The 23,189-nt window shown below is 61.7% G+C and carries 22 protein-coding genes and 1 tRNA gene; 13 read left to right on the forward strand and 10 right to left on the reverse strand.

Annotated elements, in window-relative coordinates:
• Positions 1-62: 62 nt before the first annotated feature.
• The 7 genes from U2H20_RS06425 to U2H20_RS06455 all read left to right on the forward strand — a co-directional run bounded on the left by U2H20_RS06425 (position 63) and on the right by U2H20_RS06455 (position 7,985).
• Positions 63-2,258 (forward strand): RNA degradosome polyphosphate kinase, encoded by a 2,196-nt coding sequence (locus U2H20_RS06425; RefSeq protein WP_430591466.1) that lies wholly within the window; start codon positions 63-65, stop codon positions 2,256-2,258.
• Positions 2,259-2,268: 10 nt separating this feature from the next.
• Complete coding sequence (locus tag U2H20_RS06430; protein WP_430591467.1) at positions 2,269-3,204, forward strand: NUDIX hydrolase; 936 nt, start codon at positions 2,269-2,271, stop codon at positions 3,202-3,204.
• Positions 3,205-3,408: 204 nt separating this feature from the next.
• Positions 3,409-4,512, forward strand: coding sequence for a phosphate ABC transporter substrate-binding protein PstS (locus U2H20_RS06435; protein WP_430591468.1), 1,104 nt, complete (start codon positions 3,409-3,411; stop codon positions 4,510-4,512).
• 81 nt (positions 4,513-4,593) lie between these two features.
• Positions 4,594-5,544, forward strand: a complete 951-nt coding sequence (pstC, locus tag U2H20_RS06440; RefSeq protein ID WP_430591469.1) for a phosphate ABC transporter permease subunit PstC — start codon at positions 4,594-4,596, stop codon at positions 5,542-5,544.
• Between the two features lie 2 nt (positions 5,545-5,546).
• Entirely contained in the window at positions 5,547-6,647 is a 1,101-nt protein-coding gene (gene pstA / locus U2H20_RS06445) for a phosphate ABC transporter permease PstA (RefSeq protein WP_430591470.1), read from the forward strand.
• Between the two features lie 15 nt (positions 6,648-6,662).
• Positions 6,663-7,442 carry a phosphate ABC transporter ATP-binding protein PstB gene (gene pstB, locus U2H20_RS06450; RefSeq protein WP_430591471.1) on the forward strand — a complete coding sequence of 260 codons (780 nt, stop codon included), beginning with the start codon at positions 6,663-6,665 and terminating at the stop codon, positions 7,440-7,442.
• Positions 7,443-7,517: 75 nt separating this feature from the next.
• Complete coding sequence (locus tag U2H20_RS06455; protein WP_430591472.1) at positions 7,518-7,985, forward strand: DUF2127 domain-containing protein; 468 nt, start codon at positions 7,518-7,520, stop codon at positions 7,983-7,985.
• 27 nt (positions 7,986-8,012) lie between these two features.
• Here the strand turns inward: U2H20_RS06455 and U2H20_RS06460 are convergent, their stop codons facing one another.
• The 5 genes from U2H20_RS06460 to U2H20_RS06480 form a co-directional block, all read right to left on the reverse strand.
• Complete coding sequence (locus U2H20_RS06460) at positions 8,013-8,429, reverse strand: hypothetical protein (RefSeq protein WP_430591473.1); 417 nt, start codon at positions 8,427-8,429, stop codon at positions 8,013-8,015.
• A gap of 181 nt (positions 8,430-8,610) precedes the next feature.
• Positions 8,611-10,221, reverse strand: coding sequence for a ferredoxin--NADP reductase (locus U2H20_RS06465; protein WP_430591474.1), 1,611 nt, complete (start codon positions 10,219-10,221; stop codon positions 8,611-8,613).
• Positions 10,218-11,186: an FAD:protein FMN transferase gene (locus U2H20_RS06470; RefSeq protein WP_430591475.1), complete on the reverse strand. Its 969-nt coding sequence runs from the start codon at positions 11,184-11,186 to the stop codon at positions 10,218-10,220. The genes U2H20_RS06465 and U2H20_RS06470 overlap by 4 nt, the downstream gene beginning before the upstream one ends.
• Complete coding sequence (locus tag U2H20_RS06475) at positions 11,176-11,658, reverse strand: FMN-binding protein (protein WP_430591476.1); 483 nt, start codon at positions 11,656-11,658, stop codon at positions 11,176-11,178. The genes U2H20_RS06470 and U2H20_RS06475 overlap by 11 nt, the downstream gene beginning before the upstream one ends.
• 139 nt (positions 11,659-11,797) lie before the next feature.
• Positions 11,798-12,424 (reverse strand): DNA-directed RNA polymerase subunit beta, encoded by a 627-nt coding sequence (locus tag U2H20_RS06480; RefSeq protein ID WP_430591477.1) that lies wholly within the window; start codon positions 12,422-12,424, stop codon positions 11,798-11,800.
• 198 nt (positions 12,425-12,622) lie between these two features.
• Here U2H20_RS06480 and U2H20_RS06485 point away from each other — a divergent pair.
• Together U2H20_RS06485 and U2H20_RS06490 are read left to right on the forward strand one after the other, a co-directional pair.
• A tRNA-Lys gene (locus U2H20_RS06485) sits at positions 12,623-12,698 on the forward strand.
• A gap of 278 nt (positions 12,699-12,976) precedes the next feature.
• Entirely contained in the window at positions 12,977-14,602 is a 1,626-nt protein-coding gene (locus U2H20_RS06490; protein ID WP_430591478.1) for a hypothetical protein, read from the forward strand.
• Between the two features lie 212 nt (positions 14,603-14,814).
• Here the strand turns inward: U2H20_RS06490 and U2H20_RS06495 are convergent, their stop codons facing one another.
• A complete protein-coding gene (locus tag U2H20_RS06495; protein ID WP_430591479.1) occupies positions 14,815-14,946 on the reverse strand; it encodes a hypothetical protein in 132 nt (43 codons plus the stop codon).
• A 93-nt stretch (positions 14,947-15,039) separates the two neighbouring features.
• On the opposite strand from U2H20_RS06495, the gene U2H20_RS06500 reads away from it, so the two are divergent.
• Positions 15,040-15,981 (forward strand): LysR family transcriptional regulator, encoded by a 942-nt coding sequence (locus U2H20_RS06500; protein ID WP_430591480.1) that lies wholly within the window; start codon positions 15,040-15,042, stop codon positions 15,979-15,981.
• Positions 15,982-15,989: 8 nt separating this feature from the next.
• Here U2H20_RS06500 and U2H20_RS06505 read toward each other — a convergent pair whose 3' ends face one another.
• The 4 genes from U2H20_RS06505 to U2H20_RS06520 form a co-directional block, all read right to left on the reverse strand.
• The gene (locus tag U2H20_RS06505) at positions 15,990-16,397 is read right to left on the reverse strand and encodes a VOC family protein (RefSeq protein WP_430591481.1); all 408 of its coding nucleotides are present in this window, start codon (positions 16,395-16,397) and stop codon (positions 15,990-15,992) included.
• A gap of 111 nt (positions 16,398-16,508) precedes the next feature.
• Positions 16,509-17,612: a type I restriction endonuclease gene (locus U2H20_RS06510; RefSeq protein ID WP_430591482.1), complete on the reverse strand. Its 1,104-nt coding sequence runs from the start codon at positions 17,610-17,612 to the stop codon at positions 16,509-16,511.
• 149 nt (positions 17,613-17,761) lie between these two features.
• Positions 17,762-18,241, reverse strand: a complete 480-nt coding sequence (locus U2H20_RS06515; protein WP_430591483.1) for a hypothetical protein — start codon at positions 18,239-18,241, stop codon at positions 17,762-17,764.
• 76 nt (positions 18,242-18,317) lie between these two features.
• A complete protein-coding gene (locus U2H20_RS06520; RefSeq protein WP_430591484.1) occupies positions 18,318-19,277 on the reverse strand; it encodes an arsenic resistance protein in 960 nt (319 codons plus the stop codon).
• Between the two features lie 121 nt (positions 19,278-19,398).
• Here U2H20_RS06520 and U2H20_RS06525 point away from each other — a divergent pair, with 121 nt between their 5' ends.
• The 3 genes from U2H20_RS06525 to U2H20_RS06535 are packed head-to-tail and all read left to right on the forward strand — an operon-like array spanning position 19,399 to position 23,131.
• On the forward strand, positions 19,399-20,178 hold the full coding sequence (locus tag U2H20_RS06525; protein ID WP_430591485.1) for a DeoR/GlpR family DNA-binding transcription regulator: 780 nt from the start codon (positions 19,399-19,401) through the stop codon (positions 20,176-20,178).
• Complete coding sequence (locus U2H20_RS06530) at positions 20,175-21,128, forward strand: 1-phosphofructokinase family hexose kinase (RefSeq protein ID WP_430591486.1); 954 nt, start codon at positions 20,175-20,177, stop codon at positions 21,126-21,128. The genes U2H20_RS06525 and U2H20_RS06530 overlap by 4 nt, the downstream gene beginning before the upstream one ends.
• Positions 21,125-23,131, forward strand: coding sequence for a PTS fructose transporter subunit IIABC (locus U2H20_RS06535; RefSeq protein WP_430591487.1), 2,007 nt, complete (start codon positions 21,125-21,127; stop codon positions 23,129-23,131). Before U2H20_RS06530 ends, U2H20_RS06535 begins: the two co-directional genes overlap by 4 nt.
• The last annotated feature ends 58 nt before the right edge of the window (positions 23,132-23,189 follow it).

Raw genomic sequence — 23,189 nt, forward strand, 5'->3', positions numbered from 1 at the left:
CCTGCGGTGAATTGTTTCGCGCCTGAGCCCTCTTCGTCGGTCGGCGCTGGCACAATAGGGGAATGAATGACCCTGGCGTGACGCTCCCCGATCAGCCGAACTTTGTCGTGGCCAATCAGGCAGAACTCGACGAAGACGTCTTCGACGTCGACTCGATTGGCGCGGCGACCGAAGACGGCCTCCCCGCGGATCGATTCGTCGACCGCGAGCTGTCATGGCTCGCCTTCAATCAGCGGGTTCTCGAGCTCGCCGAGGACGACACCGTGCCACTGCTCGAGCGCGCGAACTTCTTGGCGATCTTCGCCTCGAACCTCGACGAGTTCTTCATGGTTCGAGTTGCAGGCCTCAAGCGCCGCATCAATACGGGTCTTGCGATGCCGACGAATATCGGCGTCGCACCGATCGACCAGTTCAATCGCCTGATCGAACACGCCTATCAATTGCAATTGCGTCACGCCGAGTGCTTTTTGAACTCGGTGCAGCCAGCGCTGGTTCGCGAGAACATCACGGTCGTCACCTGGAGCGATCTCGACGAGAGCGAGCACGAAGCGCTTCGGCAGCAGTTCCACGACGACGTGTTCCCCGTCCTCATGCCGCTCGCGGTCGACCCGGCACACCCGTTCCCGTATATCTCCGGGCTCTCCCTCAACCTCGCTGTTCGAATCTGGAACACGAAGACCGAGACCGAAGAGTTCGCCCGCCTGAAAGTGCCCCTCGTGCTGCCGCGCTTCGTCGCGATCGACGATTCCGCTGCGAAGCAGGGACGGTTCATCGCCCTCGAAGATCTCATTGCGAACAACCTCGAGGAACTCTTCCCCGGAATGCGGGTGCTCGACCACCACGTGTTCCGCGTCACTCGGAACGAAGACGTCGAGATCGAAGAGGACGAGACCGAGAACCTCATCCAGGCACTGGAAAAGGAACTGAGCCGCCGCAAATTCGGCCCGCCGATTCGCCTCGAGATTTCCGAGTCGATGGACGATCGCACGCTCGACCTGCTCGTCTCCGAACTCGGCATCACGCAATCAAATGTGTTCCGACTCCCCGGCCACCTCGACCTCACCGGCATGTTCCAGATCGCCGGGCTCGACCGGCCCGAGTTGCATTACCGCAAGCACGTGCCTGTGACCTCGGCTGCGCTGCTGCCGCTCGAAGCAGCAGACAAGCCCGACATCTTCGCGTCGATCACGCATAAAGACGTGCTCGTGCACCACCCCTATGAGTCCTTCACGACGAGCGTGCTCGCGATGCTCGAGCAGGCTGCGGACGACCCGAACGTGCTCGCGATCAAACAAACCCTCTACAGGACGAGCGGTGACAGCCCGGTCATCGCAGCGCTGATTCGCGCAGCCGCGCAAGGCAAGCAGGTGCTCGCGCTCGTTGAAGTGAAAGCGCGCTTCGACGAGTCGAACAACATCACCTGGGCCCGAACGCTCGAACGCGCGGGAGTGCACGTTGTGTACGGCCTCGTCGGCTTGAAAACGCACTGCAAACTGCTCATGGTGGTGCGCCGTGAGAACGGCAAACTGCGGAACTACTGCCACATCGGCACGGGTAACTACAACCCGAAGACGAGCCGCATCTACGAGGACTTCGGGCTCTTCACCGACAACGACCAGGTCGGTCGCGACCTCACCCGGCTGTTCAACGAGCTCTCCGGGTATGCGATCGAGAAGAAATTCAAACGACTCCTCGTTGCGCCACTGCACTTGCGGAAAGCGCTCGTCAAGAAGATTCAGCGCGAAGTCGATCACCACAAGGCTGGAAAACCAGCGCGAATCAGGATCAAGGTCAACTCGATCGTCGATGAACAGATCATCGATGAGCTGTATCGGGCAAGTCGCGCCGGGGTCCCGGTCGAGATGTGGGTCCGCGGAATCTGCAGCATCAAATCCGGCGTACCCGGCTTGAGCGAGACCATCAAGGTGCGCTCGATCGTCGGTCGATACCTGGAGCACTCCCGGATCTTCGCGTTCGAGAACGGCGGAGAACAGGAAGTGTTCATCGGGAGCGCGGACATGATGCATCGCAACCTCGACCGTCGCGTCGAAGCGCTCATCAAGCTCACGAGCACCGAACACACCGCCGACATCATGCAGCAGTTCGACAAGGCGATGTCACCCGAGACCTCGTCCTGGTGGGCGGAGCCGGACGGCAGCTGGACCCGCCACGCTTTTGATGAGGACGGCAATCCCCTGCGAGACTTGCACCGCGACCGAATGATCCAGATTCAGCGGCGCAAACGATCGACTCGATGACAGGACTCGCGTGAACGCTCCCATCCAACTTGCCGCCGGAACATTGCTCTGGCGAACCACCGGCGAAGAGCGAGAGATCCTCCTCGTCGAACGCACGCAGCATCGAGATGTCTCGCTGCCGAAGGGCAAGCTGGATCCGGGCGAGACACTGCCCGAATGCGCAAAACGGGAAACGCTCGAAGAAGTCGGTCTCGAGGTCACACTCCGTGCTCCACTCGGAACGAGCGAATACCGCTTGCCGAGCGGCACCGACAAAGCGGTGTACTACTGGCACGCGGAGGTCGACCAGGAGGCGCTCGATGCCTCCGTGTTCGCGCCGAACGATGAGATCAACGCGCTGGTATGGCTCCCGATCGAGGCCGCGAAAGCAGCGGTGACGTACAAGCACGACGTGACCATCATCGAACGATTCGAACAATTGATCGCCGCAGAGCAACTCGACACCTTCCCGATCGTGCTCGTTCGCCACGGGAAGGCGGCCGCCCCGTTCTCGCACGAAGGCGACGATGCGAGCCGCGAACTCACCGACACCGGCCGCGCTCAAGCGAAAGCGATCGCGCCGGGAATTGCCGCCTTCGAGCCAACCCGGATCGTGAGCTCGACGGCAAAGCGCTGCCGCCAGACAATGAAACCGCTCGTCAAACGCACCGGCATTGTGGCGAAAACGTCACGCGGCATCAGCCAGGACGCCTTCGAAGCGCACGCCGAAACCGTCGATCGGAAGATAGCAAAGGCACTGACCCTGCAAACCGGCAGCGTCTTCTGCTCGCACGCGCCCGTGATCCCGGCTCTCGTGAGCGCTGTCGTGCACGCGAGCAACGGCACGGAAACGCAGGCGATGCACCGCGCCTCCATGCTGCACCCCGCGGATTTCACCGTCATCCACCTCACGCGAGGAGACAACCCCACCATCGTGACCGTCGAAACACACAGCTCGACGCCCTGAGCACCACGGGCGTCTGCGACTGAACTTCCGCGCGAAGCGTGCGATGACGGCGCCAATGGGGCGCCCCACACTGACCGGGCTCGAGATGTGTTCACCTGGCGTTCACCTGCACGGGGGCTGCGCGTCAAATGGTGTGCCTAGGTTTGCCTCAGCGGCACGAATGAGTGCCCATCCCCTTGCAGAGAATTCCGGAAGGAACATCAAGTGAAGTTCACGCAAATTGGCCGCGCAGCGGTCATTGCAGTCGCAGGTGCAGTACTCCTCACCTCGTGTGCAGCAAACGAGGGCACCGCACCAGCGGACAGCACCAGCCCCTCGGGTAGCGGCGACGCAGCACTCACCGGCACGCTGAACGGCTCGGGCGCATCGTCCATGGGCTCAGCACAGGAAGCTTGGATCGCCGGATTCCAGGGCCAGAACCAGGGCGTCACCGTTAACTACGAGCCAGGCGGCTCGAGTGTCGGACGCGAAGCATTCATCTCCGGTGGAGTCTCCTTCGCTGGAAGCGACGCCTTCTTGAGCGACGAAGAGCTCGCAGGCGAATTCGCAGCATGCGCACCAGACGCAAGCGCATTCGACGTCCCCGTCTACATCTCCCCGATCGCGATCATCTTCAACGTCGACGGAGTCGACTCCCTGAACCTTGACGCAGCAACCGTCGGATCGATCTTCAAGGGTGACATCACCTCGTGGGACGACCCGGCAATCGTCGAGCAGAACCCAGACGCAACGCTCCCCTCGTCGTCCATCACCGCAGTGCACCGCGCTGACGGATCAGGAACGACCGAGAACTTCACGGACTGGCTCGCAGCGAACGCTCCTGAGGTTTGGGACGCAGAAGTTGGCGACGAGTTCCCGTACGCCGGCGAATCAGCACAGGGCACCTCGGGTGTCGTTGACGCCGTCACCAACGGCGTTGGCACCATTGGTTACGCAGACGCATCACGCGCCGGCGACCTCGGCACCGTCGCAATTCAGGTTGGCGAAGAGTACGTCGCGTTCACTCCTGAAGCAGCAGCAATGGCTGTCGCAGCGAGCCCACGCGTTGAGAACCGCCCAGAAGGCGACATCGCCGTGGCACTCGACCGCACGCTCACCGAGCCGGGCGCATACCCACTCGTGCTGATCTCCTACGCAATCGCTTGCACCGAATACGCTGATGCAGAAGCAGGCAAGCTCGTCAACGCGTACCTCACCTACATCACAAGCCCAGAGGGCCAGGATGTTGCGGCAGAGGCCGCTGGTACGGCACCGTTGAGTGAAGAGCTTCAGACTGAAGTTGCTGAAATCGTAGGCGCAATCAAGTAAGACCCCGTACGACACGGGCTGGAGTGCACACTGCACTTCAGCCCGTCGTCGTGATTTGAAGGTTGAAGAGACGGATCACGAATGAGCGCACCCGCTCCCGCCACAACACCACCGACCACCGCAAAGCAGCGTCCCGCCGACATTATTTTCCGGGCGATCTCGACCATCGCCGGAGTCAGCATTCTCGTTGCGCTCGCAGCGGTCGCGGTGTTCTTGATCGCACAATCGGTTCCGGCGCTGTTCGGCGACCTGAGCGGTCTGCGCAACAACCCGAATAACTTCCTCGAATACGTCGCCCCTCTCGCATTCGGAACCATCTGGGCCGCGTTCCTCGCGCTCCTGATGGCGATCCCCGTCTCGATCTGCGTGGCGCTGTTCATTACGCACTTCGCTCCCCGCGGTCTGGCAAACGCGCTCGGCTACATCGTCGATCTCCTCGCCGCAGTGCCCTCCGTGGTCTACGGTCTCTGGGGCGCAACCGTCGTCAGCGGATTCATGCAGCCGGCCTACGAATGGCTCACTGCAAACCTCGGTTGGCTCCCCTTCTTCGCCGGCCAGGCCTCCGGAACCGGCCGCACGGTCCTCACGGTCGCTATCGTCTTGGCGGTCATGGTCCTTCCGATCATCACCGCACTCTCCCGCGAGATCTTCCTGCAGACGCCCGTGCTGCACGAAGAAGCCGCACTCGCACTCGGCGCAACTCGCTGGGAAATGATTCGCATGGCGGTCATCCCGTTCGGAATGCCCGGCGTCATCTCCGCTTCGATGCTCGGTCTCGGCCGCGCACTGGGCGAAACCATGGCGGTCGCGATGGTGCTCTCCCCCGCAATCGTCATCAGCTTCGTGCTCACGAGCAGCGAGAACCCGAACACGATCGCGGCGAACATCGCACTGCAGTTCCCCGAAGCGCACGGCATTGCCTCGAACGCGCTCATCGCCGGTGGCCTCGCGCTGTTCGTCATCACGCTCATCGTCAACTCGATCGCTCGACTCATCATCAACCGTCGTAAAGAGTTCTCGGGGGCGAACTAACCATGGCTATCAACACCACATCGAAGCCCCAGTCGGCGTCCTCCTCGCAGGTGCCGAGCACACTGACCTCCGGTCAGCTCCCCAAGTGGGCGCCGTTCGCTATCTTCATCGCCTGCCTCGCAGTCATCGGGACGCTCTTCTTCCTGATCTCGCTCGCAAGCGGTGAACCGTTCAACCTGACGGCGACGCTCGTCATCTCCTTCGCACTCTTCCTGATCTCGCTCACCGTGATCTCGAACCTCATCGAGGGTTCACGGCGCGCAACCGACCGCCTCGTCACGGGTGTCGTGATCGGCGCCTTCGCGCTCGCCGTGATCCCGCTGATCTCGCTGATCACGACCGTCGTGATCAACGGTGTCGCCCGATTCGACCCGATGTTCTTCTCGCACTCCATGCGGAACGTCGTCGGTGAGGGCGGTGGCGCGGTTCACGCGATCGTCGGAACCCTGCTCGTCACGCTCTGGGCCGCAATCATCTCGGTACCGATCGGTATCTTCACCGCCATCTACCTGGTCGAATACGGTCGTGGCGCACTCGCACGCGGCATCACGTTCTTCGTCGACGTCATGACGGGCATTCCCTCGATCGTCGCGGGTCTGTTCGCCTACGCACTCTTCTCGATCTTCTTCGGGCCCGGAATTCGAATGGGCTTCGGTGGATCGGTCGCGCTGAGCCTGCTGATGATTCCAGTTGTGGTTCGTTCGACCGAGGAAATGCTGAAGATCGTTCCGAACGAACTCCGCGAAGCCTCCTACGCGCTCGGTGTCCCGAAGTGGCTGACGATCGTGAAGGTCGTGCTCCCGACCGCGCTCGCTGGCATCGCAACGGGTGTCACGCTCGCGGTCGCCCGTGTGATCGGAGAGACCGCACCATTGCTGCTCATCGCGGGCCTCACCGCCAGCATGAACTACGACGCATTCAACGAGCGGATGACGACCCTTCCCGTCTTCGTGTACACGCAGTACATGAATACCGGCGTTGACGTCGCCGCCTACCATGATCGTGCCTGGGCGGGCGCGCTCACCCTCATTTTGATAGTCATGGCACTGAACCTCATCGCGAGACTCGTCGCGAAGATCTTCTCGCCAAAAACCGGCCGCTAACTCAAGGAATCTCAAGTGTCGAAGCGTATTGAAGTAAAAGACCTCAACGTCTACTACAGCAAGTTCTTGGCTGTTGAGGGCGTCGGGCTCGAGATTGAGCCTCGCAGTGTCACTGCGTTCATCGGGCCCTCCGGTTGCGGCAAGTCGACCTTCCTCCGCACGCTCAACCGCATGCACGAAGTGATCCCCGGCGCTCGCGTCGAGGGTGAGGTCCTCATCGATGGCGAGAACCTCTACGGCCCCGGCGTCGACCCGGTTCGTGTGCGCCGTCAGGTCGGCATGGTGTTCCAGCGCCCGAACCCGTTCCCGACGATGTCGATCCGTCAGAACGTCCTGGCCGGCATGACGCTCAACAACCGTCGCATGTCGAAGTCCGCGCAGGACGAGGTCGTCGAGCAGAGCCTGCAGGGCGCGAACCTGTGGAACGAAGTGAAGGACCGTCTCGACAAGCCGGGCTCCGGCCTCTCGGGTGGACAGCAGCAGCGCCTCTGCATCGCTCGCGCGATCGCGGTGCGACCAGACGTGCTCCTGATGGACGAGCCGTGTTCGGCACTCGACCCGATCTCGACGCTCGCGATCGAGGACCTCATCGAGGAGCTCAAGCAGGAGTTCACGATCGTCATCGTGACGCACAACATGCAGCAGGCCTCGCGAGTGAGTGACAAGACCGCGTTCTTCAACATTGCGGGTACCGGCAAGCCCGGCAAGCTCATCGAATACGACGAGACCACGAAGATCTTCTCGAACCCGTCAGTGCAGGCGACCGAGGATTACGTCTCCGGGCGCTTCGGATAAATCGCACACCACGCACAAAGCCCCGCGCCGATTGGTGCGGGGCTTTGTGCGCTTCTGCTCTCATACACTGATCAGGTGAAACAGACTCTCCCTGCAAAAGCCTCGCGAACCAAGATTCGCTGGGCGGCCGGGCTCATGCTGGCGCAAGGGATACTGATGGAGGGCGCTCCCTTCCTTGCACTGCCAGTACTGCTCCTGCTCGACGTCGATCAGAGCGTCATGGCGCACGGATTTTCGTTCATCGTGCCGTTCTTCAACGAGCACCTGTTCCTCATGATGGCCATGAGCGGTCTTTTCGGTGCCTTGCGAATCATCGGTGCAATCGGGCTCCTCAAGAACCGTATGTGGGGATTCTGGTTCTCGATCGTGCAGTGCTCGGTCACCCTGGCGCTCATGATCTTCATGCTGCCCGCGGGCATCGCTGACGGTGTGCTCTCCGGTGGCGCGCTGCTGCTCCTGCTCATGGCTCGCTTCGGAGCGACACCGATCGTCTCGACAACGGACGCGGCGCCAGCAGAAGCACCGGCATCACCTGCGGCGTAACGCACGGGACGCCGGTGGCTCTCGCAGCTAGTCGGTAGCCCGGCGAAGCGCGCGTCGCTCCCCCGCCTTCGGGCTCGCCATGACGATGAGCGCGCAGATCGCAGTCACCGCGAGCGCCGCGATCAGCCATGGAGCACGCGGATTGGTCGCGAGCGCTGCTGGGGGCCAGGCTTCGAACGGCCCCTCATTCCAGAACATTCCGCCGAGCGCGACCGTGAGGCCGAAGAGTGCGAGAACGATCGCCGCGAGTCCGACCACGCGATGCCCGCCGAACAGGATCAACGCCGCGAGCGCGAATCCTACGATCGCGAGCGTGATGACGATCGGGGCCGGATCGAACCCAGAATCGGGAAGCGGTACATCGAGCATCTGCCAGGCGAGAATGCCAGTGACAACGAGACCAATCGCGCTCCAGAGCCGGGCGCCTGCACGAACGAACAGCATGGTTCTCCTCAAACGTTGAAGGCCGGGCCGCGGAACGCCTCTCGGCGGTAGGCCGCTCGCAGCGGCGAATATTGGAGCCCGGGGTTCGCGGCCCGACCGAGTTCAATTGTACTCGTCGCCCCTTCCTCGTGTCGCGGCGTTCACGTGACGCGAACACCGACCACACGAGAGAACGAGCAGGTTAGTATCCGGCGAACGCGTCGGTCTTGACGCGACGCGCTCCAGCTTTTCGCGACGCGGCGGCAAGGGTGCTGACCGTGCGTGGAGCACCGGAGACGTAGACGACTCGTTCGCGCACGTCTGGGACGAGCGCTCGAAGGCGATCAGCATCCAAACGCTCCGACCCTGCATAGGTCCAACCCGCCGGCAGCACTTCTGGCGCGGTGGGCGCGATGACGATCCCCGTCACTCCGCTCGCTGCGAGTTGCGTCGCGAAAGGAACGGGCTCGCCCGCGCGGAGCAGCAGGACGAGCGTCGAATCGAGCGCGCCACCCTGCTTCCGCGCTTCGGCAAGGTGTGAGAGGAACGGCGTGATGCCGATTCCGGCAGCGAGGTACAGCCGCGATTCCGAGTGGGACTTCGGCGTGAAGTCACCGCCGTGGCGAGTCGCGCGGATCGTGTCACCGGGCTCGAGCGCGATGAGTTCCTGCTTGAACGAACTCGGCTTGTCCCCGATGCGGACTCCGATGGTCACTGTTTCGTCTCCGGGGGCGCTCGCGATGCTGAACACGCGCCGCGTCCCCTTCTGGTCAGCGCCAAGATGCGGGATCGTGAGCTCCAGGTACTGACCGGCACGGTGTTCGACGGCAGGCTTCGCGGTGAATTCGAGCTCGACGATGTGCGGGCTCACTGTTCGACGCTCAACGAGCGTGAGCTGGATCGACCGGTTCTTACCGACGAAGAACGCCACCAGGTTTCCGATGATGAGCGCGAGCGCTGGGCTGAGCGTCACGAAACCGATCGCAGGGTGCGCACCCAGCAGTGAGATGAGCGTCGGCAGGATCAGCAGGACCGCCACGACGACCGCAACGAGCAAGCGCTGAGGTTTCCGAGGAGGCAGTGTCAGCGGCTCGGTGAGCATGAACGCGCCGAGGAAGAGTGCTGGAGAGGTGATGAAGGCCGTGCGCAGGGCGTCGTCGACCGGCAGACCGAAGGCGAGCAGGATCGCGGTGAGACCGAGCCCCGCGACGGCGACGAACAGCACGCCAGTGGAGAACGTCCGAGTGCGGTACCAGATCAGCAGTGCGCTGACCACGATGAATGGCGTGAGCGGCAGACTCGCGACCCACCACAGTTCCGTGGCGATACCCGAGCCGGGAACTGCTCCGAAGAATCCGACGACAACTGCACCGAGTGCAGCAGCGTTCACGATGATGCCCTTGCGCCAAACGATCAAGTATTTGCTGCCCGATGCCAGGAACGCGACCGCGGTGATCGTCAGCAGGCTGAGCGCGTCGCCGCCAGGCCAGCAGAGGAAGAAGATGAGGTACCCGGTGATGACCGCCGAGACCTGGTGGGGTGCGGTGCGAGCGAGCTTCGCAAAAAGCCAGTTGGTGAGCAGCGAGGCCGCGAGCGCCACGACGAGTGCGAGCAGCATGCCGAAGCCGTTGTACGTGAACACCCCGACGAACGAGAACACGATCGCGGCAATCGCGGTGATGCCGAGGCACATCGCGACGAGCACGTGCATCGGTACACCGTCAATGCGAGCGAGCGCTGCTGCGAGGGGCTGGCTGGAGTGCTGCTTCGGCGCAGAGGCAGGTGGTGGCGTGGCGGGAGATTCAGTACTCATGAGTTCGCTTCGGTTGAGAATGGTGGATCGGTGACAGGTGCAGTGGAGTCGGGCGTCTCGCGCTGCACGGGACGAGGCGCTGGGTTCGAGCGGGTGAAGAACGATCCGGAGAAGACGCCCGAGGTTTCGAGGTGTCCGCTCGCGTACATCCGAGCGTATTCGAAGGTGAAGCCGCGGCGAAGGTCACGTGCGGGCGCGAAGAACAGTGCAGTGGCGAGTGCATCGGCGTCGATCGCGGTGTCGGCGATCACCCAGGTGCCGAGAACATCGCTCGTGGGCTCGCCGGTGCTTGCGTCGAGAATGTGGTGCAGCCCCTCACCCCAGGCGCGACGATTGCCCGCCGACGCGGCGAAGGCACGGTTGGCGAGTTCGAGCTTGCCGATGGCGATCCCGGGCTGACGCGGGTGCTCGAGCGCGACGCTGGTCGCTGCGATTTCCCCGTGGTGCTTGAAGTCGCCGCTGCCGTCGATGATCCAGTCCTCGATTCCAGCGTCGAGGAGCACAGCTCCGAGGAGATCGACGAGCTGGCCTTTCCCGGCCGCGCCGATGTCGAGCGTGATGCCCTGTCTCGAGCGAGCGCTCGTGCCCTCCCAGAGGAGCGCGTCCTCCCAGGCCGGTGCGGCGGAGACAGCGCCATTCGCTCCGAGGTCATAGTCCGCGCCATAGCCGATTGCTTCGAGCGAGGAGCCGACGAGCGGCGTCATCGAGCCACGAGTCAGCGTATACAGCGCGCGGTAGAGCTCTGAGAGCCGCTTCGACTCGGGCGGCAGCGTGATCGTCGCGCCCGCAGTGCGAAGCGCCGCGATATCGCTGTCACCGCGGAACCTCGACCAGGTCTGGTCGTAGCGTTCCACGGTGACAGCGATGACCTCGATGACGGAGTCATCGAGCGGGTGGAGGGTTTCGATGGACCAGCGCGTGCCGATCCCTTCGAAGGTGTGACGGTGCTGGGGCTTAGGAAGCATCCGTCTTGATCTGCTCGAGCGCGTCGTTGAAGCCGCCGCTCGTCAGCGAGGAACCACCGACGCGGTCGACGGAGACCTCATCGATCGGGACACCGACGACTTCTGCGGAGATGCCGTCGATGAACTCGCCCTGGTATCGCAGCGAGTTCGCGTTAGTGGTGTCGGGGTTCGTGACCGTCACTTCGGAGATCACGCCGTCAGCGAGCGTGAGTTCGACGTCGATCGTCTCCTGGCCACCTGGCGAGACATAGCTGCCTTCGGCGGTGTAACTGCCGTCGGCGTATTCGCCAGCCGAATCCGAGGAGGCGGACTCTTCGGTTGTGGCTTCTGGGGCGGTGCTCGATTCGGGTGCAGCGCTGGCGTCTGTTTCTGAATCAACGGGGGCCCCGTTTGAGCAGGCGCTAAGAACGCCGATGAGGGCGAGGCCTGCGAAGGCGGATCCGGTACGAAGGGCTGTTCGGTTCTGCATCATGCTCCTTGATCGGTGGACGTGCGATCTCAAGCGTATGCGGAGCAACTCAGGCGTTGCCTTGAGGATTTCAGTGCGTTCACTATGAAGCTGATGATTGTTTTGCGCCTCGCGGGAATCATGAAGCCGCGCCATCGAGTGGTTAGTGGAGCGCTTCGTCTCGCCAGAGCGCAGCACAGGCGGTGAGGTCGTTTCCGATGATCGCGAGGCGAGAAGCTCGAAGCGTCAGTTCTTCAGCGAGCTCTGCCGACAGCGCATCGTGTTCATCCGCGTGGTGCGCGGCGCCACGCGCAGTGAGTCGACAGAACGACGCTGCGCGATCGAGCGCGAGGGCGAAATCACCGATGAATGCGCCGCGGAGGATCTCCTCAGCAACCGCCCGGACCTCATCCGGACCCGTTGGTTCGGCTGCTCCGGCAACGACGACGTCGATGCCGTCGATCCGAGCCCGCCCCTCCCGGTAGTACAGCGCACACTCGTCGGGGCGCTGCTCCACGAGCGCGCGGATGAGGTGCAGGCGCCAGAGCGCTCCCGGCAATGAGTGCGGCACCGCATCGGCCCAGAGTTCGGTGACGGTGTCGATGCCATCGTGCTTGGCGAGCGTCAAGACGCGCTCGACCACTTGAGGGTCAGCGTCGGCGCGGACTCTCGAGAGCAGCGCAGCCGCAGTGTCACTTGCCAGACGCACGCGTTCGACCGGGTCGGTGCCACCTTGGAACTGGTCGAACCATTCGGTTGCATAACGTGCGGGACGGTGATGATCGCTCATTCGACTCCTCGGCATCTGTGGTGCTGGTTTTCGTGAGGTGTTGCGGTGCAACATCGCTTTCCTGCACCACGCGTTGTCATGCGACGGTCGTCGCAGTCCAACACAAGGTCTTAACGTTACGCCACCTCCGTGTGTTCCCGCACTTTTTGGCCGCCCTGGCGAAGGAGCGCACAAAGTATCGCTAGGATTGTTCGTCGCGGGCCTCTAGCTCAGTTGGTAGAGCAGCGGACTTTTAATCCGTAGGTCGTCGGTTCGAGTCCGACGGGGCCCACCATCCGCTTCCCTGGCGCCATCTAAACACGAACCTCGCGTTTAGGTCTCTCTAGGACTTAACCTGCCCCTTACTGCATGCGCGGGTTCAAAACATTTTTCGGCCAATCGTGAAGACACTCGCGCTGAATTTTAAGTTTTCGTCGACCTACAAACCCTTCGCGGCTCGAGAGACAAAACCAAGATTTCAGAATTAGCCGCAAAAGTTAATTTTATCTACTCGGCTCGTGAGCCACAGAGGTCGCTTAGTTCACTTTCGATGACGCCATAATAGAACTCATCATGACTGAAACCAGATCGGCGGAAGAAATCCTGCTTCGTCACCTTGGGGAGCGGGCACTTCACTACCTCCTAGGCCTTGAGGATGGCCAATCCTTAAACTTCAAAGATGGCACCGTCCTGTCACTTACGTCGCAGCAGACGGACGTGCTTCGCGAGTTGCTAATGATAGATCGGGGGCTGGTTGAAGGCGATCCGGGACCCCAGTCGCTACATTTCGGCTGGCAGCAGATCCTCTCGAGGCCGGCTCGCGGCGTAGCCGACTCCGTTGGAAACGCGTTTAGGCGCGTGTCAGGCGGCGTGATCTATGAACCTTCTTCCGAACTCACTGAAACAGATTTAGCCTTGGCAGAGTTGGCAATATATTATTATCCCGCCTCCTTAGTTAGTCCCCCCGAGGTAGGTTTTTATTCAGATTTTATTCCTCCTATCGGTAGTCGAGCGATGCACTCTCGATTTGAATCGCTAATTCTTGGCGATCCGGCTGTCATGACGCTTTTCAGCGAGAACGAGCCGAGCACCGGGCAACACGGAAGCTCAAATCGAAGCACGGGTCAAAGTAACGGCCATCAACTTTCGTTGCTTGCTAGCATGCTGACGCGAGCAGGCCGGAATCTCGCTGGCGCCGTTACGGACAAGCCTGCACCTCACGACGTTGTCGCTGCAACGCTTGACTCTCTGGCCATAATTCGAAGCTCGTTGCACGGAGAAGCTCCACGAGTGCCGGCACGAATTGGCTTGGTGGGCGTTGTACTGCCGGCGGAAGTCGATGAGCTTGATCTCGGCTGGGGCCGTCTTCGCAAGACAGACGCTCGCGACGAGCCGGTCGTCCGATCTACCTCTATCAAGGGAGAATTCAGTACATCTGACGCGGACGGAAACATTGTTCTTGCAAAATACAGTGGCGACGTAGTTCTTGAGCTCAAGCTACCCTATAAGATCAATATTAATAGACCACAAAAAGCATTTACCTGGCCCAAAGAACGTGACGAAAATAGGCTACTTATCGAGCAATCAATCGAAAATGTGAGATTAGGACTCTTGCTTTCTTCACCTGAATCGAAGCCGGTCATTGCAGAGTCCTGGACCACAATTTTTGATCCGCTCGCAACTGGTCCTTCTCTTAGCTGGAGAGACACGGCAAACGTCCATGGGCTCACCGCAATACAAGCGAATGAGCGCCAAGCCCGAGATTGGGCTCTGTGGACAACTCGCGTACATGAGCATAGAACCCAATCGATCAAGATTGCTTTGCGACGCCTGCTCACCGCAGTTTCGGATCGATCCGTACCAGAGGATGTACTTGTCGACTCCGTGATCGTCTGGGAAAACCTCTTCGGAGCTAAGACTGAGACAACTTTTCGCGTGACAGCATCACTCGCATGGCTTCTTGGCGAGTCGGCCGCCGATCGAGTTGCGCTTCAATCCCAATATAAAGCGATCTACACCGCGAGAAGTCGGGTCGTGCATGGCGATCCTACGATAAAGCCAGATGCGATCCAGTCACGCTCCTCAGAAGCAGTCGAAGTATCGATTGAAGCGCTTCGAGCAGTTTTTACCTCTCACGTACACCTGCTTCAGATCAGTACGAGCGAAGATAGGGGCCTCCAACTCATGCTGAAGAACTAGGGCACGGCACCACTATGGTTCCCCGAAGCGACGTTGCGGCCCAGGATCGGCAGCTGGGCAAGCCAGGCTTTGAAGCTTCGTGGAATTCCATTCTTAAAGGCACGACACCGCCGCTTCGCAGATTCTCGCAGATAGGCCTATCCTTACTCCTCAGTTGCGTCTACACATTCGTACACGAAACACTGAGCACCTGTTCTGGCGCCTCAAGCGCCTTATACCGGGTGACGCGAGCTGTAGCACTCGAGCGTCGGACGCGCGCCATAGCCATCCGAGCGAAGCGCAATGATGGTCGCCACGATCGCTGCCACCGAGAGAACTCCGAGAACAATGAACAGTGCAACCATGGTGGCCTCCTAGAAGTGAATACCTTCACTTTCACACCCAAAAAGCCATAGCACTAGTTACTTGTTGTGCTGTATTTGCATTAGCCTCAGTTCATGATTGATCCCGTGAGTTTGCGCGCTCTGATCGCGCTCCACGATGAAGGCACGGTCGCTGCCGCCGCGGAATCGCTCGGATACACCGGATCAAACGTGACCCAGCATTTGCGCAAACTCGAGCGGCACTATGCAGTGCCGATGGTGGAGCGCGCCGGACGTCGAGTCGTTCTGACCCCCGCGGCCATCGCTCTCGTGCAGCGGGCTCGACCAATCGTTGACGATCTCGAACAACTGGTTCGTGCCCCGCTCGGTGAACGTGAACCGCAGGGCACGCTTCGGGTTGGAGCGTTTCCGACCGCCATTCGCGGGCTCATGGTGCCGGTGCTTGCTCGCGCCGCCTCGCAGTATCCGCGATTGAAGATCGTGCCGATCGAAGTCGAACAGGCTGAAGCGCTCGAAATGCTCGCGCAAGGCTCGCTCGACGCGGTCGTCCACAAGAGCTGGGGCCGGATTCCGCCCGACGAGTTCCGCCAACGAGTGCTCACGCGAGTGGAACTGGGTAATGATGCGCTCGATGCGGTGGTTCCCGCATTCCACCCCCTTGCCGAAAACGAGTCGATCGCGCTGCGGGAACTGGCGACCGATCAATGGGCACTCTCCCCAATCCACGATCCCTATAGCCGCTGGATCGCCTCGCACGATCCCGCGCTCCTGGCACCGCTTGCGCAGGCGTTCGAAGCTGCTGAGTTCCAGACACTGATCCGCTATGTCGAAGCCGGCATCGCAGTGACCGTCGTTCCACGACTCGGTCGCGGAATACTGCCCTCGACGGTGCGGGCGGTGCCGTTGCGAGACGAGGATGCCTTCAGGATCGTCCACCTGTATGCCCGCCCCATCGCGGCCGCCTCAACCACCATGCGCGCGCTCGCCGAGCTACTGCGAAAGGCGCTCCGGAGCGAAGAACAGGTCGAGGGCCTGCCACCGATTAGCGTTTTGTAGCGCTCCGCTTATCCAGCAGCTTCTTCAATGTTCGGCTTCATCCAGAACGGCGAGTAGTGGTAGCCGTCGGGGTCGTCGAACTGCCGCTGATACATGAAGGGGTAGTCGTCGGTGTCACCGATCCGCCCGCCCGCGGCTCCGGCTCGCTCGACCAGCGCGTCGACTGCAGCCTGACTGTCGAGGTCGAACGAGACGGTGACCTTCGATGGCGTATCGGGCCCACCGATCAAGGATTCGACGCCGCCGACGCTCGCATACATTTCGCGGCTCCCCAGCATGAGGAACTGCTCCGGCGCAATCGTGAAGCACGAGACACTGTCGTTCGACATCTCCGCATTGAGGGGCCAACCGAGCGCCGTGTAGAACGCGGTCGAGCGCTCAACGCTTTCGACCGGGCAAGTGATGTAAAGGCTCATTCCGTCACCGTTGCAAACTCCGAGTCCCGCGTCAATGACGAATTCCGCGAGCACCAATCAATAGGCGCTGGGGGACCATGCCAGGAGCCAGTGCGCGAGACCCACTGACCCCTACTCGTAAAAGTGGACAGCAGCTCGCAGTTGATCTGCAAACGCGTAGATCTCGTCGTTGCGAGTAATCGCATGGCGAGTCTCAACCTTATTCTCATCAAACAGCCCGATGTAGTGCTGCGCGGTATTGAAGTGCAGCCGAGCGAGTGGCTTGCGGTTGTTATCGTCGAGGAGCACGCCAAAGTACGACTTCGTATCTCTTTGTACGATTCGAGACGGTGCGACTTCACTGCAAATAATGGCCCGCACGATCTGGAACGCTTCGATTTCCTCAAGCGTGGTTTCGATTCCGTCCCCTGTGATCGCGTTCTCGACACTCGCTTGCGCGACGTGCTCACTTGCGTCGGAACCCGAAACCGAGGCGTTATCAACGGATGGTGCGTAGGCCTGTCCACCGAGGGCCGCCTTAATGCGCTCGTTGACCTGGTCGCTCAAAAACTGCTTCGACGCTTTTTCGACGAGCACGGTGAACTGATCCCGCACCTTCTGCGTAAACTGACCGTCGTACACGCGCCCGGTAAGGAAACGCACCCAGTCCTTGTCGGGAGTGCGGAACTGCACTCCAAGCGCTCGCTTCAGGGCACCGATGTACTTCAGCTCTTCAGCCGCGCTCACGATTGAGTCGATGTCAAAGTCGTCCTTCGTGAGCTTCCGCACCTCTGGAATCAAGGTCTCATCGAGGTCAGAGAGCTTTAGTACAAGGAACGGCTTCTCGTCCATCCGATTTGGCGCATCAAGATCGGTAAAGAACTGGTACTCATCACCATCGGTGAGCAGCGCAATACGCGCGTGAGCAACCGCGAAGTACCGAAAGAGCTGTGAGGCGTGGCTCACGCTCAAGGGTGCGCCGATCTTTTTACATTCAACGAGAATTTGCACTTTCTCGTTGTGCACGATTGCATAATCGATTTTCTCGCCGCGCTTGATTCCAACATCAGCGGTGAATTCTGGAACGACTTCGTTTGGATTGAAGACGTCGTACCCGAGCACGAGCGAAATGAACGGCATCACAAAGGCATTCTTCGTGGCCTCTTCGGTTTCAATCGCACCCCGCTGCTGACTGATCTTGTTTGCAAGGCTGGTCAGCCGTTCGGCAATATCCACCTGAGCTCCTTCGCTACGTTTCACTCAGAATAGCCATTGAGCGCACACAGCCTCGCCAGAAAAGATAACGATTTCTCTTTCGTCGTCCTTATCGACGCTCAGCGGACTCGCACGCATCGTGGTCGATGCAGAAAGTCGCAGCTCCTGCACTACCGGCGGTTTGTGAGGACGCTCGCTGGTTCCTGCTCGAGCTTCTCCATGCGCATGAGTCGAATCGACGATACGAAGAACATGATCGTGATGATGGCGGTGACGGCGAAGGTGACGACGGCGAGTGTCGGGCTGACCGACAAAGTGACGTTGCCCGAGAGGAAATCGTAGGCGGAGGTCACGACGGTTGCTCCGAAGAACGCCCCGAAGATGAACCCCGACATCGGGCGAGCGGTCATGCGCCACCACTCGCGCGGCGGCTGGATCTCTTCGTTATCCCCGCGGAAGTTTCGCGTGCAGTAGAGCACGACGCCGACAATGGCGATGAGGGAGAGCGTTCCGATCAGCATCGAAGCGTATTCATTGCCCATCGCATCCGGCAGCATCGTTGCCGCGAAGATGATGAACGTCGGGACCAAAATCATTGCCGCAACGACAATTGCGACTTTCGTCTCGTTTTTGAGAATTCTGCGTGCCATGCCCTTGGCTCCTCTGCATACTCGTCGAAATCGAGATTCTGCACCCCGCCCTTCGGTGGTGGGGCCACGGTCAACGCTACACAAGGACCCTGGGTACCACCCGGACGAGGATGAGCATCGCGAGGAGTTCAACCACAGTCTGTGTGACAACGACGACGGGAACGATCGCATACCCTTCCGGGAGCGCGAAGGCGAGCGGGAGGACCACGAGCGAATTCCGGGTTACGCCACTGAACACGAGCGCACGCGACTCCGGAACCGCGAGGCCGCTGAGCTTCGCGATCAGCACCCCGATCGCGAATGCGAGCAGCACGAATGCGACGTACACGCCGACCGCCACACTCAGCCCTGCCGCCTCGGCAAGGATCGACCCGAATTGCGACGCGAGCACAAGGAACAGCGTCATTGCCGTCACGGGCACCATGGCCAGTTCAGCGGTACGGATCACGAGTGACGGAGCACCGCTGCTGAAACGTTGCACCAGGGCTGCGGCTGCGAACGGCATTGCGATGATGAGAAGGAACGCCTGCACGAACGGCCCCGGTGCGATCGCGGCCGCTGCGTCGCTGCCGAGGAACAAGAACAGGAAGACCGGAAGCAACACGAACTGCAGCAGCATCAGGAGCGGCGTCGACCGCAGGAGCGTCGCGGCATCGCCGCCGGCCATCCGCGTGAAGACGATCACGTAGTCGACACATGGCGTCAACAGCACGAGGAGCACGCCGAACACGAGCGCATCATCGCCCGCAACCAGGCGACTGACAAGCCATGCGAGCGCTGGAACGGCAACGAAATTCGTGAGCAGCACGCTCGCAAAGAAGCGAGCATGCTCTCGGAGCCGGAGCGGCTGCAGAATCGGCACTCCGAGGAATGTTGCAAAGAGCAGGATCATGAGCGCTGGCGTGATCGCCCATTCCAGCACGTTCGCACCAGGGACGAGCCATCCGACGAGCGCGCCGGTGACAATGCCGAGGCCACAGATCGCGATCTGATGCGTGCTCAGCCAATCGGCAATATTCCGGGGCGACGAGGTCACGCCTCGATTGTAGGAGCGCGATGTTTCGACCGTGCGCACGATCGACGAGTCTGCATTTTTCTTTGTTTTGCTTTGTTTCTGTTGTTTTCTTTGGTACCGTCAGAGCAGTCAAGGAGGACCAATGCTCGCAACCCAGCGCCGTCACGCAATCGAAGAGCAGCTTCGCGCCCACGGCAGCGTGCTCGTCAATGACATCGCCGACAAACTCGGCGTCACCCCAGAAACCGTTCGCCGCGACCTCGACTTGCTCGAACGCACCGGCAAAGCCCAGCGCGTCCACGGTGGCGCTGTCGCTCCCGGCGCGCACAGCCTCGCCGAACCTTCAACCTCCGAACGCCTCACCCGCCACGCGGATGCCAAAGCACGCATCGGCACGCTCGCAGCAACGCGCCTGCTCGCCTCTCCAACACAGAGCATGTTCATCGACGCCGGAACCACCACCGCAGCGCTCGCCCGCCAGCTCGTCACGACGATGCGGCCGGAGCAGCGCCTCGTCGCCACGACGCACACCCCCGAAATCGCGCAGATTCTGGCGCAGCAGCCATCGCTCGACGTCCACATGACCGGCGGCAGGATCCGCGGGATCACGGGCGCAGCGGTCGGCGCGCAAACCGTGCTCGCGATCGCGCGCATGCGACCCGACCTCGTGCTCGTCGCAACGAACGGCATCACCGCACACGGATTGACGACGCCAGACCTCGAAGAAGCCGCGGTCAAGGAGGCCATCGTCGCAAGCGGTCGCCGGGTCGCGGTGCTCGCGGATTCCTCGAAGTTCGGCGTTGAAACCCTCTGCACCTTTGCAACCCTCGACGAGATCGATGTGCTCATCACCGACGCGGAGCCCCCGAAATCGATCGCGGATGCACTTCGGGCCGCCGGATGCGAGGTGTTCGTCGCATGATCATCACTCTGACACTCAACCCGTCGATCGACAGGACGCTCGATCTGAGCAGCCGTCTCGAACGCGGCGAAGTCTTGCGCACCCCGAAGCGCGCGGTCGATGTCCCCGCAGGCAAAGGCGTGAACGTCACTCGAGTCCTGCTCGCGGCCGGCACTGCCTCGCACGCAATCGTCGCCGCAGACACCGACGATCCGTTCGTCCAGCAGCTCGCCGCGCTCGATGTCCCGTTCACCGCGATTCCGACCGGCGCACCCGTGCGCTGCAACATCGCACTCACCGAGCCCGATGGCACGACCACGAAGATCAATGAGCCCGGATCACCGCTCTCCGTTGCGGCGATCGATGCCACCCTCACCGCGGTGCGCCAGCATGCCGCACATGCCTCGTGGCTCGTCATCGCCGGAAGCCTTCCCTCGACGACGGCACCGAGCGTCCTCGCTCGCGTGATCGAAACTGCACGGGAGGCAAACGCCGCAATCAAGATCTGCGCCGACACCTCCGGGCAGGCGCTCGAGACCGTCACGAGCCTTCCGACTCCCGTCGATCTCATCAAACCCAACGATGAGGAGCTGGCAGAACTGCTCGCCGCCCGACCCTTCGATGACGTGGATTCAGCAATTGCGGCCGCGACCACGATGATCGGGACGCGCTCCAACGCGGTACTTCTGACGCTCGGTGGCGACGGCGCCGCACTCATCACCGCCGAGGGCGTGTGGCGTGCTGCTCCCCCGCCAACGGTGGTCCGTTCCACGGTCGGTGCCGGTGACGCGAGTCTCGCCGGATACCTGCACGCCGAGACCGCGCACCGTTCCCCTGCCGACTGCCTCCGCCAAGCAGTCGCATCCGGCTCCGCCGCAGCGGCGCTCCCCGGCACCACGATCCCAACACTTGCACAGGCTGACGCCGACGCCGTCGTCGCAACCGAAGGTCTTTTGAGGAGGACACCATGAACAGCATCATCACGACGGAGCTCGTCGCGCTCGACGAATCGCTCGGCGGAACGAAGCAGGAGGTGATTCGGGCACTCGCGAAGCGCGCCGCTGCAGCTGGTCGCGCGAACGACGCCGAGGCCCTCGCCACCGCTGTGCTCGCTCGCGAAGAACTCACGCCAACCGGGATGGGCGGCGGCATCGCGATCCCGCACTGCAAGGCCGCAGCCGTCAACGAGGCGAGTCTGTTCTTCGCGCGCCTCCAACCCGGCGTCGATTTCGGAGCCGACGACGGCCCCGCGGACCTCGTTTTCATGATCATGGCTCCCGATGGCGCAGCCGAAACGCATCTCGCTGTGCTCTCGAAGCTCGCCGGAAGCCTCGTGAACCCGGAGTTCACCGACAGTCTCCGCGCGGCAGAGTCGCCCGAGGCAATCGTCGCGCTCGTGGACGCGGCCGTCGCTGATCGCGAGCCCGAGGAGGCACCGGCCACCCCGAGCGCCCAGACCTCCGGTGAGCGTCGCCTCGTCGCGATCACGGCATGCCCAACGGGAATCGCCCACACCTACATGGCGGCAGACGCCCTGAAGCTTGCGGCGCAGCGAGCCGGAGTTCGGCTCGACGTCGAAACGCAGGGTTCGAGCGGCGCCAAACCGCTTGACCCATCGATCATCGAAAACGCTGAGGCCGTTATTTTTGCCGTGGATGTCGACGTTCGCGACAAGAGTCGATTTGCCGGACTCCCGGTCATTCAGGTGCCAGTGAAGCGCGGTATCGACGACAGCGACAACCTCATTCGTGAAGCACTCGCGGCAGCCGAGGACCCGCAGTCCCGCAAGGTTCCAGCGAGCGGCGCGAAGGCCGATTCCTCTGCACCTTCGGACGGTTCGTTCGGCGCAAAGGTGAAGCGCGTCCTCCTCACCGGCGTGAGCTACATGATCCCGTTCGTTGCCGGTGGTGGCCTGCTGCTCGCGCTCGGCTTCCTGCTCGGCGGATACGAAATCGGTCTCGCCAGTGATGTCGAGGGTCAGAGCATTGCGCAGAACGTCGTACTTTCCTACGCACTCTGGGATCTCCCACCACAAGGCCTGCTCTTCTTCCTCGGCTGCGCTTTCTTCACGATCGGGCAGGCCTCGATGGGCTTCCTCGTTCCAGCACTCGCCGGATACATCGCCTACGGCATCGCAGACCGCCCGGGTATCGCACCCGGATTCGTCGCCGGTGCGATCTCCGGATTCATGGGCGCCGGATTCCTCGGCGGAATCGTCGGTGGTCTTCTCGCCGGTCTCGCCGCCTACTGGATCGGAACCTGGAGCGTGCCGCGTTGGCTCGCTGGCCTCATGCCGGTCGTGATCATCCCGCTGCTCGCCTCACTGTTCGCTTCGGGGCTCATGGTGCTCCTGCTCGCGGGCCCAATCGCCGCGCTCTCCGACGGGCTCGAGAACTTCTTGGCCAGCTTGACCGGTTCTGCTGCAATCCTGCTCGGCATCATTCTCGGGACGATGATGGCGATCGACCTCGGCGGCCCGATCAACAAGGTCGCCTACTCGTTCGCGGTCGCAGGCCTCGCGGCTGGCAGCATCGCGAACCAGGCTCCCTGGATGATGATGGCGACCGTCATGGCAGCTGGAATGGTGCCACCGCTCGGCATGGCCCTCGCGACCGTGATCGACAAGAAGCTCTTCTCCGCGGCTGAGCGCGAAAACGGAAAAGCAGCCTGGCTGCTCGGAGCCTCGTTCATTTCCGAAGGCGCGATTCCCTTTGCTGCCGCCGACCCGCTGCGCGTGATCCCTGCCTCGATCGTCGGTGCGGCGACGACGGGTGCACTCACGATGGCGTTCGGCGTCACGAGCCAGGCCCCGCACGGAGGAATCTTCGTCTTCTTCGCGATCGGCAACATCGGAATGTTCGTCGCGGCAATCGTGGTCGGTGCGATCCTGACCGCACTCACCGTGATCGCCTTGAAGCGCTGGGTTCGCAAGGCGCCACTGCAGGTCAACGAGACTGCAGCAGTCGCCGGCTAACTTCGCACAACCGAGAAGAGCCACGGCCCTTCAGGGTCGTGGCTGTTGTGCGTTCGGC

The organism is Humidisolicoccus flavus (genome assembly GCF_045689595.1).
Lineage (GTDB): Bacteria > Actinomycetota > Actinomycetes > Actinomycetales > Microbacteriaceae > Humidisolicoccus > Humidisolicoccus flavus.

What these genes read in the sequence shown, in the direction of transcription:
- U2H20_RS06425 (WP_430591466.1), top strand. Translation starts at nt 63, where the DNA reads ATGAATGACCCTGGCGTGACGCTCCCCGATCAGCCGAACTTTGTCGTG.
- pstC (WP_430591469.1), top strand. Translation starts at nt 4,594, where the DNA reads ATGAGCGCACCCGCTCCCGCCACAACACCACCGACCACCGCAAAGCAG.
- pstA (WP_430591470.1), top strand. Translation starts at nt 5,547, where the DNA reads ATGGCTATCAACACCACATCGAAGCCCCAGTCGGCGTCCTCCTCGCAG.
- U2H20_RS06460 (WP_430591473.1), bottom strand. Translation starts at nt 8,429, where the DNA reads ATGCTGTTCGTTCGTGCAGGCGCCCGGCTCTGGAGCGCGATTGGTCTC.
- U2H20_RS06465 (WP_430591474.1), bottom strand. Translation starts at nt 10,221, where the DNA reads ATGAGTACTGAATCTCCCGCCACGCCACCACCTGCCTCTGCGCCGAAG.
- U2H20_RS06470 (WP_430591475.1), bottom strand. Translation starts at nt 11,186, where the DNA reads ATGCTTCCTAAGCCCCAGCACCGTCACACCTTCGAAGGGATCGGCACG.
- U2H20_RS06475 (WP_430591476.1), bottom strand. Translation starts at nt 11,658, where the DNA reads ATGATGCAGAACCGAACAGCCCTTCGTACCGGATCCGCCTTCGCAGGC.
- U2H20_RS06480 (WP_430591477.1), bottom strand. Translation starts at nt 12,424, where the DNA reads ATGAGCGATCATCACCGTCCCGCACGTTATGCAACCGAATGGTTCGAC.
- U2H20_RS06490 (WP_430591478.1), top strand. Translation starts at nt 12,977, where the DNA reads ATGACTGAAACCAGATCGGCGGAAGAAATCCTGCTTCGTCACCTTGGG.
- U2H20_RS06495 (WP_430591479.1), bottom strand. Translation starts at nt 14,946, where the DNA reads ATGGTTGCACTGTTCATTGTTCTCGGAGTTCTCTCGGTGGCAGCGATC.
- U2H20_RS06500 (WP_430591480.1), top strand. Translation starts at nt 15,040, where the DNA reads ATGATTGATCCCGTGAGTTTGCGCGCTCTGATCGCGCTCCACGATGAA.
- U2H20_RS06505 (WP_430591481.1), bottom strand. Translation starts at nt 16,397, where the DNA reads ATGAGCCTTTACATCACTTGCCCGGTCGAAAGCGTTGAGCGCTCGACC.
- U2H20_RS06515 (WP_430591483.1), bottom strand. Translation starts at nt 18,241, where the DNA reads ATGGCACGCAGAATTCTCAAAAACGAGACGAAAGTCGCAATTGTCGTT.
- U2H20_RS06525 (WP_430591485.1), top strand. Translation starts at nt 19,399, where the DNA reads ATGCTCGCAACCCAGCGCCGTCACGCAATCGAAGAGCAGCTTCGCGCC.
- U2H20_RS06530 (WP_430591486.1), top strand. Translation starts at nt 20,175, where the DNA reads ATGATCATCACTCTGACACTCAACCCGTCGATCGACAGGACGCTCGAT.
- U2H20_RS06535 (WP_430591487.1), top strand. Translation starts at nt 21,125, where the DNA reads ATGAACAGCATCATCACGACGGAGCTCGTCGCGCTCGACGAATCGCTC.